Consider the following 14629-nt stretch of genomic DNA (forward strand, 5'->3'; position numbering starts at 1 on the left):
TGAGTCATGAGTGGGTCTTTTCGGGCAGGTGGGTGGTGTAGGAACTTCCATCCTGCGGGAGAGGCCCACTCGTCTCATCTCAGCCCGGTACCCATGTCAAGAACCTCATGACCCACAACACCTAGGCTGGAGGGGTGGATCGTCAGCCCCTTCGTCTCGCAGCCCTGGCCGCCGCGGCCGTCCCCGGCCTCGCCCCCGTCTCCGCGGAGGCGAGCCCGGACGACCCCGCGGACTTCTCGACCGCCGTCGTCGTGGACGGTGAGGGCCAGCGGTGGCGGGTCCGCTCGCCCCGCACCCCGGAGGCGGGCATCCGTCTCGAGACGGAGCTGCAGGTGCTGGCGGGCCTGACCCCGGCGGTGCGCGCCGGCCTGCCGTTCCGCACGCCCTCCGTGGCGGGCGCGGTGCGGCTCGAGGGGCTGCGCACCTTCGTCTATCAGGACATGCCCGGGCGTCCCGTCACCCTGGATGAGCTGGCCCGGCTCGGCGAGCCCGCGGTGCAGGACGTGGGCCGTGTGCTGGCCGCGATCCACACGCTGCCCTCGGATGTCGTGGACCACGCGGACCTGCCCTCCTACACGGCGGAGCAGATCCGGCAGCGTCACCTCCACGCCCTCGACCAGGCGGCCACCTCCGGCCGCGTGCCGCCCCTGCTGCTGCGCCGCTGGGAGGAGGCCATGGAGGAGGAGGCCCTGTGGCGGTTCACCCCGGTGCCTGTGCACGGTGACCTGCACGAGGACAACCTGCTCCTCGAGCGCGGCCGCGTGGTGGGCGTGACGGGCTGGACGGACCTGCACGTGGGCGACCCGGCCGGCGACGTCGCCTGGCTGGCCGCCGCCACGGACCCGGACCTGGCCGACCGCGTCCTCGACGCCTACGCGGCCCGGCGGGCCGACGCGGGGGCCGCCGACGACGGCGACGCCCACCTGATGCGCCGTGCGGCGCTGCTCGCCGAGTTCGCCCTCGCCCAGTGGCTCACGCGGGGCCTGGACCGGCACGACGCGGGGATGGTCGCCGAGGCGGAGGCCATGCTGGCCGAGCTCGAGGGCGACGTGCGCGCCGCGCAGGAGGCGGCCGCGCGCCAGGCGGAGGCCGACGCGGCCGCCGACGCCGCCGAGGACGCCCGGGATGCGGCGGAGGACGCCCGGGAGGCCGCGGCCGCGAGGACCGCGGACCCGGAGACGGGCCCGCTGCCCGCCGTCGAGGTGGTGCGGCCGATCAACGGCGGGCCAGGGCGTCCGTGATGTGACGCTCGAGCTCCTCCTCCCCCGGCAGGTCCGGGAAGGAGCGCTCCTGCCCGTGGGCCACGTACACGAAGCTGGCCCCGATCCGTTCCAGCGGGATCCCGTGCAGCCGTGACCAGGCGAGCCGGTAGACGGCCAGCTGCAGCGACTTGAGCTCGAGGTCGCGGCCCCGCGGCACGGCGCCGGTCTTCCAGTCGACGAGCTCCCAGTCGGCCTCGGGGTCGAAGGGCAGGCGGGGGTCGCCGCCGGAGCGGTAGATCGCGTCGACCCGGCCCCGCAGTGTGATCCCGCCGACCGTCGTCTCGACCGGGGCCTCGACGAAGGCCGGGGTGCGCTCCGCCCAGCGCGAGGAGCGGAACCACTCCTGCATCGGGCCGAGGTCGAGGGCCTCGTCGACCCACAGGTCCGCGGCGTCCTCGGCCGAGTCGATGTCCAGCATGCCGGTGGCCCCGAAGCGCTCCTCGAGCCACGCGTGGAACGCCGTGCCGCGCCGCGCCGCGTGCGCGGGCGGCCGGGGCAGGGGCCGGCGCAGCTGCTCGGCCACGGCCTGCGGGTCGGCGGCGAGCTCGCCGTAGAGGGACACGGAGACGTGCTCGGGCAGGGCGGTCTCCCCGCCCGTCCCGGCGACGTCCCGGCGGCGCAGCAGCACCCAGTCCACCTGGCGGGCCAGCTCCGGGTCGTCCCCGAGCGCCGCCGGGTCCGCGGCGTGCACGGCCGCGGCGGCCGCCTCCACCCCGTGCCGGCGGGCCCGGGAGCGGCGCGGCAGCGGCTGCCAGCGTTCCTCGTCCTCGGGGTCCTCCGGGTCGGCGACGAAGGCCTCCGGGCCGTCGAGCGGGTCGAAGGGCCAGCGGGCGACCAGCGTCCGGCCCGCGGCGGGGTTGGCCTCGGGCAGGTCGTCCTCGGCCGGGGCGGGGCCGAGCGCGACGCCGGGCACCTCCCCCGCCAGACCGGCCACCTCCTCGAGGAAGGCCGAGGCCGGCAGGGGCTCCTTGTTGACTCCCTTGAACAGGGAGGTGCTCAGCCACAGGGCGGATCGCGCGCGCGTGTACGCGACGTAGGCCAGGCGCCGCTCCTCGCGCTCGGCGTGGGCGGCCACGGCCACGGCATAGGGGTCCGGGTTGCCCTCCTGGGCCGCCTTCGAGCTGTATCCGGTGCCGGCCGACTGGACCCAGTCCCGCTGGTCCTGCGCCCACGAGCCGTCCCACTGCGGCAGCGACGCGCGGTCCCCGCGCAGGGGCCACGGCAGCGCGCCGGCCCGGGGGCTGGTCCAGCGGTCCGCCCGCGTGGAGGGGAACGTGCCCTCCTGCAGGCCGGGGACCGCGACGACGTCCCACTCGAGCCCCTTCGAGGCGTGCGCGGTGAGCACCTGGACCAGGCCGGGGGTGGGCTCGGCGTTCTCGACGCCGAGGCCGTCCTCGTGCTCGAGGACGGACTCCGTCCAGGCCAGGAACGCCGTCAGGTCCGTCGCCGTGGTGCCGGCGCCGAAGTCGCGGGCCGCGTCCTGGAACGCGTTCAGGTGCCGCCGGGCCGCGGCCGCGGAGACGCCGGGCCGCAGGGCCACCTCGACGTCCAGCCCCGTCTCACGGATCACCTCCGCGATGAGGTCGGCCGGGTCCTCCCCGGTGCGCGTAGAGAGCCGGCGCAGCTCGGCGTTGACGGCCCTCAGTCGGGCCAGGCCCTCGGGTGAGAAGCCGCGGCCGCGCGAGCCGACCCAGTCCGTCCCCTCCCCGGGCAGGGAGTCGAGGGCCTCCAGCAGGGCGGCGGCGTCGGCGTCCTCCTCGGGGCTCACGTCCCGGGCCGGGTCCGGGGCGTCCCCGGCGGGGTCCTCCCGCCCACCGCCGGCCCGCCGGGCCCGCAGCCGCGAGACGAACCGGGCGCGCTCCTGCAGCACCTCGAGGTCGGCCACGCCGATGCGCCAGCGCGGGCCGGTGAGCAGGCGGACGAGCTGGTCGCTGCGCGTGGGGTCGGCCAGCACGTGGAGGACGGCGAGCACCTCGGCGACCTCCGGCAGCGCCAGCAGCCCGGAGAGCCCGAGCACCTCGTAGGGCAGGCCGGCGGCGTCGAGCGCGTCCAGCACGGGGCCGAACTGGGCGCGGGTGCGGCACAGGACGGCGCGGCTCGGGGTGGCCCCCCCGGGCCCGGACCCGGTGAGGGCGCCGAGGCGGGCGACGACGTCGGCGGCCTCCTCCTCCGCGGTGACGAACCGGTCCACCCGGACGACGCCCTCCCCCGCGCCCGGCCGGGGCCGCAGGGTGCGCACCTCCACCGGCGCGCCGCCCGTCGCGGCGGCGTGGGCGTTCAGCGGTGCGGCGACGGCGTTGGCGACCGCCAGGATCGACTCCTCGTTGCGCCACGCGATCGTCAGGTGCGAGACGTCCGCGTTCACGCGCCGCGGGGCGCCGCCGGGGCCGGTCTCCAGTCGGGGGAAGGCGTGCGGGAAGGCGAAGAGCTGCCCGGCGGAGGCGCCGCGGAAGCCGTAGATCGACTGGTGGGGGTCACCCACCGCGGTGACGCAGTGCCCCAACCCGGGCGCGTCGTCCTCGGGGCCGCGCGGGCCGAACAGCCCGGCGAAGATCCGCATCTGGGCGTGGGAGGTGTCCTGGAATTCGTCCAGCAGCACCACGGGGAACCGCGCGCGCTCCTGCTCGCCGGCCGCCGGCACCTCGACGGCGATGCGCGCCGCGTGGCGCAGCAGGTCGCCGAAGTCCATCACGTCCTGCTCGCGCTTGACCTCGTCGTAGCGGGCCACGAGGTCCGCCATGAGGGCGCGGTCCGCCAGGCCGGTCAGGAACTCCTGGATCTCCTTCGAGGGGGTCTTGGCGCGCGGGGGCAGCGGCAGGGCGCTCCCCTGCTCGGCCAGCCGGGCGAGGAACTCGCGCACCTCGTCCGCACTCACCAGGTGCTCGGCCATGTCCCCGGCCAGCCGCAACGCCTGCGTGATGAGCCGGGACGGGGCCACGCCGAGGGTGTCCGCGACCACCGGATGCGAACGCACGACGGCGCCCATGAGCCGGTGGGCGTCCGCGCCTCCGAGCAGCCGCGCCTCCGGTTCCACGCCGATCCGCAGGCCGTGGTCCCTGACGAGCGCGCCGGCGTAGGAGTGGTACGTGGACACCGAGGCGCGGCCCAGGTCCTCGGGCTCCCCGTCGAAGCCGGGGATCTCGAGGCCGGAGCGCAGCAGGGCGTCCACGCGCCCGTTGATCCGCTCGGCGAGCTCACCGGACGCCTTCCGGGTGAACGTGACGCCGAGGACCTCGTCCGGGCGCACGAGACCGTTGGCCACGAGCCAGACCACGCGGTCGGCCATGGTGGCGGTCTTGCCGGAGCCGGCGCCGGCCAGCACCAGGCGCGGAGTGAGCGGGGCGGTGACCACCTCGGCCTGCTCCTCCGTGGGCGGGGGCAGCCGCAGCCGTGCCGCGATGTCCTCCGGCGAGTGGACCGCGTCCTCGACGCGCGGACGATCGGTCTGGGCGGCGGGATCGCCGGTCAGCGGGGCCATTCGGTGACCTGCCTTCCTTCGGAGCAGAGCGGACAGACGGAGGGCAGCGCGCACCGGCGGGCGCCGGCCTCGTGGAGGGCGAGGAAGCGCGGCCCCGTGGTGCGGCGGGCCGCCGTGAACACCTGCTCGAGCGCCCAGGTGTCCTCGTCCTCGAGGGCCGGCTGGTCCTGCACCTTGGTCTTCTGGGTGCCGGCGCCGAGCTGGACGAGGGCCGCGCCGGCCGGTGTCGTGGGGTGCTCCAGACCGGCGAGCGCGGCGCGCAGGGCGGGGTCCGTGGCGGGGTCGTCCCGGACCTGCTCCAGACCGCCGGCGCGGACGGCCACCTGATAGGCGGCCAGCTGGGGCTGGCGCGCCATCTCCGCGCCGGTGGGCGCGCTGCGGCCGGTCTTGAGGTCGGCGATGAAGGGTCGGCCCTGCGCATCCGCCTCGAGCCGGTCCACGACGCCGGTGATCCGGACGGTGGTCCCGCCCCAGGTCAGGTCCGCGAGGAGCCGCACCTCCTGGGCCACGGGCCGACGCCCGGCCGCCCGGGCGATGCTCCAGTAGCCGATGTAGGCGTCCACCAGGCCGCGGGCCCGGTCGTGCTCGATCTCCGTGATCCAGCCCTCCGGCAGGCCGAGTTCGGGCAGGCGGCGTTCCAGTTCGGCGCGCACGTCCTCGGGCACGCCCTCGGGGTGGTGTTCGGCCACCGAGTGCACGAGCGTGCCCACGGACTGGGCGAGGGTTCCGCCCGCGTTCGCGCCGACGTGGTACAGCACCCAGTTCAGCGGATTGCGCAGGGCCGTCTCCACGCGGGAGGGCGAGAGCGCGACGACCTCGCGCTCCGGGTCGACGAGCGCGGCCTCGGTGGACAGCGGCAGCAGGCCCCACCAGCGTCGGGGGTCCGCGACGGTCACGCCGTCCTCGGCGAGGACCGCCAGGCCGGCGGCCGCCGCGGCCCGGGATGTCGCCCCGTCGGCCGCGTCCGCCTCGTCCCCGGCCTCCAGGACGCGGCGCAGCCGGCCGACGAGCGCGGACGCCGTGATCGGGTCGGGGACCGCGGTGAGCCGCCGGACGCCGGCGGCGTCGCGCGCCTCGGCGGGCAGCCGTTCGGGCGGGTCCACCAGGTCGAGGAAGTCGGAGGGGCCCTCATCCGGCGAGCGGACGGCCGTGACGACCACCTGACGCCGTGCCCGGGAGACCGCGGCCGCGAGCATGCGCAGCTCGTCCTGACGCACCTCGCGCAGCCGGGTGCGGTGATCCGTGGGCCACGGGGCGTCCGCGGGCAGGGTCACGAGGTCCACGAGGTCGGTGGCGCCGAGCAGCTGGCCGCGCAGCCGGGTGTTCGGCCACACGCCCTCCTGCAGGCCCACGACGATCACCGTGTCCCACTCCTGGCCGGCCGCCGCGGCGGGGGTGCGCACGTGCACGGCGTCACCGGACTCGGCACGGCGGGCCAGGGTGTCCACGGGCAGGTCCTGGGACTCCATGTAGACGGCGAACGACTCGGGCGACGCGCCCGGGAACTGGTCCACGAAGCGCTCGGCCACCTTGAACAGGGCGACGACGGCGTCGAGGTCCGCGTCCGCCCGGCGGGACTCGCGGCGGTCGTTCGCGTGCTCGGCGGGCCGCAGCGCGAGCGAACGCCACCGCTCGGCCCGACCGGAGGCGGACCACAGCGCCCACAGCACGGTCTCGGGCGAGGCCGAGGGGGCGCGGGCGGCCTCCAGGCCGTCCCGGAGCATCCAGTGGACGCGGCGCAGGGCGCGGTGCCGCTCGTGCTCGGGGCCGGCCAGGCTCGGGTCCAGCAGGGCCGCGGCGAGCAGCGCGTCCGAGGTGCGCCGGCCGCCCCGGCCCCGCTCGGCGGCCAGCAGGTCCTGGCGCAGCCGCCGCACGTGCAGCGCGCTGGCCATCCCGTACCGGCCGGTGAGCAGTCCCACGACCTCGTCCGGGTCGAGCACGTCCTCGACCCGGGCCTCCGGATCCTCCGCGAGCGCCCCCGCCGCGTCCACCAGCGTGAGCAGGGGCGCGACGGCGGGCTCCTCCTTCAGCACGAGCCCGGCGGCGTCGCGCAGCACGGGGACGCCCTCGGCCTCCAGGTGGCGGGCGAGCGCGGCCACACGGGAGCCGGAGCGGGCGACCACGAGGATCCGGTCCAGGGGCACCCCGTCCTCGTGGTGGACCCGCAGCACCCGTTCGAGGACGAGCTGGTCCTCGTGGGCGCGGGTGGGCACGACGTGCGCGCGGACGGCGCCGTCACCGTCCGCCGGGACGGTCTCGGTCCGGGTCCGTTCGACGCCGGCGGTGCGCTGGCGGACCCGGCGGGCCACGCGCAGGTAGGCGTCCTGGACCTCGGCGCGCATGCGGTGCCCGCGCGTCAGCACCCGGACGCGCCCGTCCGGGGACGCGGGCGGGGCGGCCCCCGGCACGGGATCGGGGTCGAGGACCCCGGGGTACCGGGCGAGGAGGTCGGGCCGGGCGCCGCGGAAGCCCTCCACGGTGGTGTCCGGCGACGCGGTGAGCAGCACGTCCCGCCCGCGTCCGAGCACGGTGAGCAGGTCGTGCACGGCGGGGGTGGCCTCGTGGAGGTCCTCGACCACGAGCACGGCCAGGCGGTCCCGCTCCGCCGCCACGAACGCCTGCGCCGCGGCGTCGCGCTCCGGGTCCTCGGGATGCCGCTCGGTGAGCACGCGGACGGCGGCGGACAGCAGCCCGGCGGCGTCGAACGCCTCGGCCATGCCCAGGTCGATCCGGTCCCGGTAGTCCTGCAGCAGCACGGCCGCGGCCTCCCACTCGGGGCGCCCGTGGGCGGTGCCGAGCTCCTGCAGGCGGCCCGGCTCGAGGCCGAGCTCGCTCATGCGGTCCACGAGCTCGCGGACCTCGCGGCGGAATCCCCGCGCCTCCACGGCGGGGGCGACGTCGGCCGGCCAGTCCGGCGCGGCGGCGAGGCCGGCGGCGTAGCCCTCGAGCAGCTCGGCGATGACCGTGTCCTGCTCGGCACCGGTGAGCAGCCGGGGGGCGACCTCCAGATGCCTCAGCGGTCCCGTGACGCGGGCACGGCGCAGCAGGTCGAACGCGTAGGAGGACCAGGTCCGCACGGGGGTGACGGCGCGGGTGCCCCGACCGGCGGCGGCGAGCCGGCGGGTCAGCGCGTCGCGCAGCCGCGCCGCCGCATCCCGGCTCGGGGCCAGCAGCAGGAGGGACTCGGGGTCCAGCCCCGCCTCGATCCGGCGGGCCGCGTACTCGACCGCCACGGTGGTGCGCCCCGTGCCGGGGGCGCCCAGCACGAGCACGGCGTTGTGCCCGGGGGCGAGCGAGGCGATCGCCTCCTGCTCGTCCGTGAGCGTGATCCGGTCCTCGGGCGCGGCGGCCGTGCGCACCAGCCGAGCGGCCCGTTCCGGCGCCGCCGCGTCGTCGTCGAAGGGGTCCACCCCGTGTTCCCTGGTCATGGCCTCATCCTCGCACCGGGCCCGGACACGATACGGTCGGCGATCGCACGGATCGCCCGCGCGGCGCCGTCGTCGGGCTCCCAGCGGGCCCGGGGCAGGTCCACGCGCCCGGCCGGGGTGCGGGGCATGGCCTCGCGTTCGTGCTCGACGGCGGCCCGCGCGGCCAGCTCCGGAGGCAGCGAGCCGTCGGCCCGGACCACCCGCCACCACGGCGTGCCGGGGCTCGATTCGGCCATCGCCCGGCCGGCCTGCCGCGGACCGCCGACCCCCAGCAGGCCGGCCAGCCCCCCGTAGCTGACGGCGCGTCCGGGCGGGACCAGACGGGCGAGCGCCTCGAGCCCCTCGCCGAGGGTGAGCGGTCCGTCGTCGCGGTGGCGGGCGCCGGGGAGCACAGGGTGATCGGTCACGACCCCATCCTGTCGTGTCCGCCGCTCCGGGTAGCGTGAGGCGCGTGACTTGGCATGAGAGCATCCGCGCCGGCTTCGACCTCGAGACCACCGGACGTGATCCGCGCACCGCGCTGATCGTGACCGCCACCCTGGTGATGGTGGACGAGCAGGGCCGCGCCGCGTCGTCGGCCGAGTGGCTCGTGGACCCGGGCGTGCCCATCCCGGCCGAGGCGGCCGAGGTCCACGGCGTCACCACGGAGCGGGCGCAGGCGGAGGGCATGCCCGCCGCGCAGGGTGTCACGGAGATCACCGAGACCCTGCGGGACCTGTTCGCCGCGGGCATCCCCGTGGTGGCGTTCAACGGCGTGTACGACTTCACGGTGATGGACCGGGAGGCGCGCCACCACGGGCTGACGCCGCTCGAGGCCCGCCCCGTGATCGACCCGTTCGTGCTGGACAAGCAGGTGGACCGGTTCCGCAAGGGCAAGCGCACGCTCTCCGCGGTGTCCGAGCACTACGGGGTGACCCTGGAGAACGCGCACACCTCCGCGGCGGACGCCCTCGCCGCCGTCCAGGTGGCCGACGCCCTGGCCGCCCGGTACGAGCAGCTGCGCGTCGCGCCGGTGGACCTGCACGAGCGGCAGGTCCGCTGGAAGGCCGAGCAGGCGGAGAGCTTCGAGCAGTACCTGCGACGCAAGGACCCGCAGGCCACCGTCTCGCGCCACTGGCCGGTCGAGGCCGAGCGCTGAGCGCCCGGCCCCGACCCGCACCCGGGTCTCAGCCCTGGGGCGTCGCCGCCGCGGCCGCCTTCGCCGCGGCCGGCAGCGCGTCGAGCACCCGGGTGACCGCCGCGTCGTCGTGGGCGGCGGAGACGAACCAGGCCTCGAACACGGACGGCGGCAGGTACACGCCGGAGGCCAGCAGCGACTGGAAGAACGGGGCGTAGCGGAAGACCTCCTGGCCCTGGGCGTCCCGGTAGTCCCGCACGCCGGTGCCGGAGGTGCCGAACGCCAGGGAGAACAGGGTGCCGGCCCGCTGGATCGAGTGGTCCACGCCCTCGGCGTCGAGCGCGGCCACGAGGCCCTCGCGCACGGCGTCCGAGGCGCGCGTCACGGCCGCGTAGACGGCCTCGTCGGCGCGGGAGAGCGTGGCGTGGCCGGCGGCCATGGCCACCGGATTCCCGGAGAGGGTGCCGGCCTGGTACACGGGGCCGAGCGGGGCCAGGTGGTCCATGATCTCGGCGGAGCCGCCCAGGGCGGCCGCGGGCATGCCGCCGCCGATCACCTTGCCGAAGCACCAGACGTCCGGGGTCCAGCCCTCGGGCTGTCCGGACAGGCCCCAGCCGCCCGTGGCGGTGGCGCGGAAGCCGGTGAGCACCTCGTCCCAGATCAGCAGCGCGCCGTGGCGGCGGGTGATCTCGCGCAGGAACGCGTTGAAGCCCTCGGCGGGCTCCACGACGCCCATGTTGCAGGGCACGGCCTCCGTGATGAGCGCGGCGATGCGCTCGCCGTGCTCGGCGAACACGGCCTCGACGGCGGCGCGGTCGTTGTAGTCCACCACGAGGGTCTCGGAGGCGGCGGCCTCGGTGACGCCCGCGGAGCCGGGCAGGGCGGCGGTCGCCACGCCCGAGCCGGCCGCGGCCAGCAGGCCGTCCGAGTGGCCGTGGTAGCAGCCGGCGAACTTCACGATCAGGTTGCGGCCGGTCACGCCGCGGGCCAGGCGCAGGGCCGTCATGGTGGCCTCGGTGCCGGTGGACACGAAGCGCACGCGCTCGACCGGGACCTTGGAGGCGATCAGCTCGGCCAGCGCGGTCTCCTCCAGCGTGGAGGTGCCGAAGCCGAGGCCGCGGTCCACGGCGGCGTGCACGGCCTCGACGACCTCGGGGTGCTGGTGGCCCAGCAGCATGGGGCCCCACGAGCAGACCAGGTCCACGTACTCGTTGCCCTCGACGTCGGTCAGGTACGGGCCGCGTGCGCCGGCCATGAACCGGGGCGTGCCGCCCACCGAGCCGAAGGCGCGCACGGGTGAGTCGACGCCGCCGGGGATGACGGCCTGGGCCGCGGCGAAGGCGGCGGCGTTGGTGGTCGGCTGGGACGCGGTCACAGGGACCCCTCCTTCATCCAGCGGCCGAGCTCGGCCGCCCAGTAGGTGAGCACGGAGTCGGCGCCGGCGCGCCGGATGGAGAGCACGGACTCGACGATCGAGGCCTTCCGGTCGATCCAGCCGTGCGCGGCGGCGGCCTCGATCATCGCGTACTCCCCCGAGATCTGGTACGCGGAGACGGGCACGTCCGCCATGTCCGCCACGTCGCGCACGATGTCCAGGTAGCTCATCGCGGGCTTGACCATCACCATGTCCGCGCCCTCCTCGAGGTCGAGGGCGACCTCGAGCAGGGCCTCGCTCCGGTTGGCGGCGTCCATCTGGTAGGTCTTGCGGTCGCCCGTGAGCTGGGAGTCGACGGCGTCGCGGAACGGCCCGTAGAACGCCGAGGAGTACTTCGCGGCGTAGGCGAGGATCGCGGTCTCGTGGTGGCCGGCGCCCTCGAGGGCCTCCCGGATCACGCGGACCTGGCCGTCCATCATCCCGGAGGGGCCGAGCACGTCCGCACCGGCCTCGGCCTGCGCGACGCCCATCCGGGCGTAGATCTCCAGCGTCGCGTCGTTGTCCACGGCGCCCTCGGCGGTGAGCACGCCGCAGTGGCCGTGGTCGGTGAACTCGTCCAGGCACAGGTCGGACATCACGACGAGCCCGTCCCCCACCTCCGCCTTCACGTCCCGGATGGCCCGGTTCAGGACGCCGTCCGGGTCCAGGGCGGCGCTGCCGACGGCGTCGCGCGTGGTCGGCACGCCGAACAGCATGATGCCGCCCAGGCCCAGCTCGGCGGCCTCGGCCGCGGCGGCCTTGAGCGAGTCCGCGGTGTGCTGCACGACGCCCGGCATCGAGGCGATCGGCACGGGCTCGGCGGCGCCCTCCTTGATGAAGGCCGGCAGGATCAGCTCGGCGGGGTGCAGGCGCGTCTCGGCGGCGAGGCGGCGCATCGCGGCGGACCGGCGCAGACGCCGGGGACGGTGCAGCGGGAAGGACATGACGGGGTCACACGCTCCTGGTTCGGGGACCCGTCCAGTCTAGGCGCGGAGGCTGACCGCGCGCCGGGTACAGTCATGGCGCCCCGTTCGCCGTCGAGAGGCCCGTGATGCCCCCGCGCCTGCGCCCCGGTCAGACCCTGCTGCTGGCCTCGCTCGTCTTCGGCCTGTTCTTCGGCGCCGGCAACCTGATCTTCCCCGCCGGCCTGGGCCGGGATGCGGGCGCCGCGGTCACGCCGGCCACGCTCGGCTTCCTCGTCACGGCGGTGGGGCTGCCGGTCCTGGGCATCGTCGCCTCGGCGGTGACGGGGGCGCGCTCGGTCCGTGAGATGACGGCGCCCGTCTCCCGGCGCTTCGCCGTGGCGTTCACGTGCCTGCTGTACCTGACGATCGGCCCCCTCTTCGCCATCCCCCGCACCGCCACGGTGTCCTATGAGATCGGTGTCGCGCCCCTGGCGGGCGACGGCGGCCTGCGGCTGCTCGGCTTCACGGCGGCGTTCTTCGCGGTCGCCGCGGTGGCGGCGTTCCGTCCGGGCCGGCTCATGGAGTGGGTGGGGCGCTACCTGACCCCGGCGTTCCTGGTCCTGCTCGGCGCCCTGGTGGCGGCCGCCGTCGTGGCCCCGATGAGCACGGGCGCCCTGCCCTCGCCGACCCCCGCCTACGCCGACGGGGCGCTCGTGCGGGGCCTGCTGGACGGCTACAACACCATGGACGCGCTCGCCTCGCTCGCCTTCGCGGTCGTGATCGTCGACGCCGCCCGGCGCCTGGGCGTGACGGGCCCGCGCCGCATGGCGGTGGAGCTGGGCAAGGCGGGGCTGCTCGGCGGTGCGGCGATGGCGGTGGTCTACGCCTCCCTGGCGTACGTCGGCGCCACGAGCCACGGCGCGTTCGCGCAGGCCGCGAACGGCGGCGACGTCCTCGCCCGCAGCGCGAGCCACTTCTTCGGCGCGGCGGGCGTGTACCTCATCGCGGCCATCGTCGTCGTCGCGTGCCTGAAGACCTGCATCGGACTGATCGTGGCGTGCACCGAGATGTTCGCGGAGATGTTCCCCGGGTCCTACCGGCTGTGGGCGAGCCTCTTCCTCGTCGTGTCCTTCGCGCTCGCCAACCTGGGCCTGGAGGCGATCATCGCCTGGTCCGTCCCGGTGCTGATGTTCCTCTACCCGATCGCCGTCGTCGTCATCCTGCTCGGTCTCGCCTGGGCCTGGGTGCGGGACCACCCGGCGGTGGCCCGCTGGGTGGTCGCCTGCACGGGGCTCGCCGCCTTCTTCGACCTGCTGGGCGCCCTGCCGGAGGCGCTCGCGACGACGCCGCCCGTCACCGCCCTGACGGGCCTGGCCGGCCGGGTGCTGCCCGGCTACGCGGTCGGCTTCGGCTGGGTGGTCCCGGCGCTCGTCGGGCTGGTCGTCGGCACGCTGGCCGCCGCCTCGCGGCCCCGCCCGCGCCGGGGCGAGCGGGAGGCGATCCCGGTCACCGCCGGCCACGGGCGCACCGCCGCCGACTAGGGTGGGACACATGCCCGAACCCACCCCCGCATCCCTGCGCATCGCCGTCCTGATGGACAGCGACAACGTCTCCCCCAAGTTCGCCCCCCTGATCCTCGAGGAGCTCGCCACCTACGGCACCCCCACGATCAAGCGTGCGTACGGCGACTGGACCACGACCAACCTCAACGGCTGGAAGAAGGCGCTGAACCACCACGCGATCCAGCCGGTCCAGCAGTTCGCCTACACCGTGGGCAAGAACTCCTCGGACTCCGCGCTCATCATCGACGCGATGGACCTGCTCTGGATGGGCAACGTGGACGCGTTCGCCCTCGTCTCCTCCGACTCCGACTTCACGCGCCTGGCCACCCGCCTGCGCGAGGGCGGCAAGCGCGTGATCGGCCTGGGCGCCCGCAAGACCCCCGCCTCGCTGCGCAACGCCGTGGACCAGTTCATCTACCTCGAGCTGCTCGGCACCGCCACGGACCACGACGTCGACGACGACGAGACCGGCGAGGACGCCCCCGCCAAGGAGGAGAACGCCAAGGCGTCCGAGGGCTCCGGCCGCTCGGGGTCCCGCCGCGGCGGTCGAGGCCGCGGTCGCGGGTCCAAGACCACCGACGCCGCCGAGTCCCCCGAGGCCACGGACGCGGACGCCGAGGCCCCCGCCGCCGACGCGGCGCCCGCCGGGGACGCGGCGCCCGCCGGGGACGCCGCCGCCGGCAAGGACGGCAAGGCCGCGGAGGCGAAGTCCGGGGCCGGTCGGCGGGGCCGCCGTGCGTCGTCGTCGGACGTCACCGAGGACCCGACCCCGCCCGAGGTGCCGGTCGAGGCCGAGCCCGAGCACGACGAGGCCGACGCCGCCCCGCGCATCGACCTGCAGGCCGCGCTCACCAAGGCCGTCAACGCCACGAGCACCGACGACGGCTGGGCCACGCTGTCCCTGATCGGCCAACACCTGAGCCGCACCCACGTGGACTTCGACCCGCGCGACTTCGGACACTCCAAGCTCTCCACCCTCGTGGAGGACCAGCCGTACCTGCGCACCCGCACCGAGGGCCGGACCATGGAGGTCTCGCTGGTCCGCCGCCGCAGCCGCCGCGCCGAGGGCTGAGCGGCACGGCCCGTCGTCCCCCGCGGCCGGCGGGCCGGTCCACCGGCCGTTCACCCGCCGGCCACCCGCCCACCACGCCCGTTCGGTAGGCTCCCCGGCATGGGGAACACTCTGGACTTCCTGCGCGGCGTCGACCGCCTGCACGCCTTCTACACGGAGAACGTGCGCATGCTCGCGCACGCGTACGACCTGACGGATGAGGAAGCCTCGGAGCTGCTCGCCAACACGGGCTTCACCAACGTCTCGGTCGCCATCCTGCGCGGCCCGCGGGTGGACATCATGGCCGCCGCCACCGGCGTGCCGCAGGACGAGAGGCACGACGCCGGCCCGGCGCCGACGGAGGACGACGCGCCCGACCCGGACGGCGGCCGCCCCGACTGAGCCTCGCCTC

The 14629-nt window shown here is 76.0% G+C and carries 10 protein-coding genes; 5 read left to right on the forward strand and 5 right to left on the reverse strand.

What is annotated here, in order from left to right; translation table 11 throughout:
• Window positions 1-134: 134 nt before the first annotated feature.
• Window positions 135-1241, forward strand: coding sequence for a phosphotransferase (locus O3T09_RS07240; RefSeq protein ID WP_036314344.1), 1107 nt, complete (start codon window positions 135-137; stop codon window positions 1239-1241).
• On the opposite strand, the gene O3T09_RS07245 is transcribed toward O3T09_RS07240, so the two are convergent.
• The 3 genes from O3T09_RS07245 to O3T09_RS07255 are packed head-to-tail and all read right to left on the reverse strand — an operon-like array spanning window position 1216 to window position 8575.
• A complete protein-coding gene (locus O3T09_RS07245) occupies window positions 1216-4740 on the reverse strand; it encodes an ATP-dependent helicase (RefSeq protein ID WP_036314341.1) in 3525 nt (1174 codons plus the stop codon). The two genes, O3T09_RS07240 and O3T09_RS07245, sit on opposite strands and share 26 nt — an antisense overlap.
• On the reverse strand, window positions 4728-8168 hold the full coding sequence (locus tag O3T09_RS07250) for an ATP-dependent helicase (RefSeq protein WP_036314339.1): 3441 nt from the start codon (window positions 8166-8168) through the stop codon (window positions 4728-4730). Before O3T09_RS07250 ends, O3T09_RS07245 begins: the two co-directional genes overlap by 13 nt.
• Window positions 8165-8575 (reverse strand): MGMT family protein, encoded by a 411-nt coding sequence (locus O3T09_RS07255; protein WP_036314337.1) that lies wholly within the window; start codon window positions 8573-8575, stop codon window positions 8165-8167. Before O3T09_RS07255 ends, O3T09_RS07250 begins: the two co-directional genes overlap by 4 nt.
• 44 nt (window positions 8576-8619) lie before the next feature.
• Here O3T09_RS07255 and O3T09_RS07260 point away from each other — a divergent pair, with 44 nt between their 5' ends.
• Window positions 8620-9306 (forward strand): 3'-5' exonuclease, encoded by a 687-nt coding sequence (locus O3T09_RS07260; protein WP_036314335.1) that lies wholly within the window; start codon window positions 8620-8622, stop codon window positions 9304-9306.
• A gap of 28 nt (window positions 9307-9334) precedes the next feature.
• Here the strand turns inward: O3T09_RS07260 and hemL are convergent, their stop codons facing one another.
• Window positions 9335-10660, reverse strand: a complete 1326-nt coding sequence (gene hemL, locus O3T09_RS07265) for a glutamate-1-semialdehyde 2,1-aminomutase (RefSeq protein ID WP_036314334.1) — start codon at window positions 10658-10660, stop codon at window positions 9335-9337.
• Window positions 10657-11643: a porphobilinogen synthase gene (gene hemB, locus O3T09_RS07270; protein ID WP_036314332.1), complete on the reverse strand. Its 987-nt coding sequence runs from the start codon at window positions 11641-11643 to the stop codon at window positions 10657-10659. The genes hemL and hemB overlap by 4 nt, the downstream gene beginning before the upstream one ends.
• Window positions 11644-11750: 107 nt before the next feature.
• On the opposite strand from hemB, the gene brnQ reads away from it, so the two are divergent.
• The 3 genes from brnQ (at window position 11751) to O3T09_RS07285 (ending at window position 14619) form a co-directional block, all read left to right on the forward strand.
• On the forward strand, window positions 11751-13145 hold the full coding sequence (brnQ, locus tag O3T09_RS07275) for a branched-chain amino acid transport system II carrier protein (protein ID WP_036339253.1): 1395 nt from the start codon (window positions 11751-11753) through the stop codon (window positions 13143-13145).
• 10 nt (window positions 13146-13155) lie between these two features.
• Window positions 13156-14238 carry an NYN domain-containing protein gene (locus tag O3T09_RS07280; RefSeq protein WP_036339251.1) on the forward strand — a complete coding sequence of 361 codons (1083 nt, stop codon included), beginning with the start codon at window positions 13156-13158 and terminating at the stop codon, window positions 14236-14238.
• Window positions 14239-14337: 99 nt separating this feature from the next.
• On the forward strand, window positions 14338-14619 hold the full coding sequence (locus tag O3T09_RS07285) for a hypothetical protein (RefSeq protein WP_036314326.1): 282 nt from the start codon (window positions 14338-14340) through the stop codon (window positions 14617-14619).
• Window positions 14620-14629 lie beyond the last annotated feature (10 nt).

Source organism: Micrococcus sp. H39-S4 (assembly GCF_027158145.1).
GTDB classification, from domain to species: Bacteria; Actinomycetota; Actinomycetes; order Actinomycetales; family Micrococcaceae; genus Micrococcus; species Micrococcus luteus.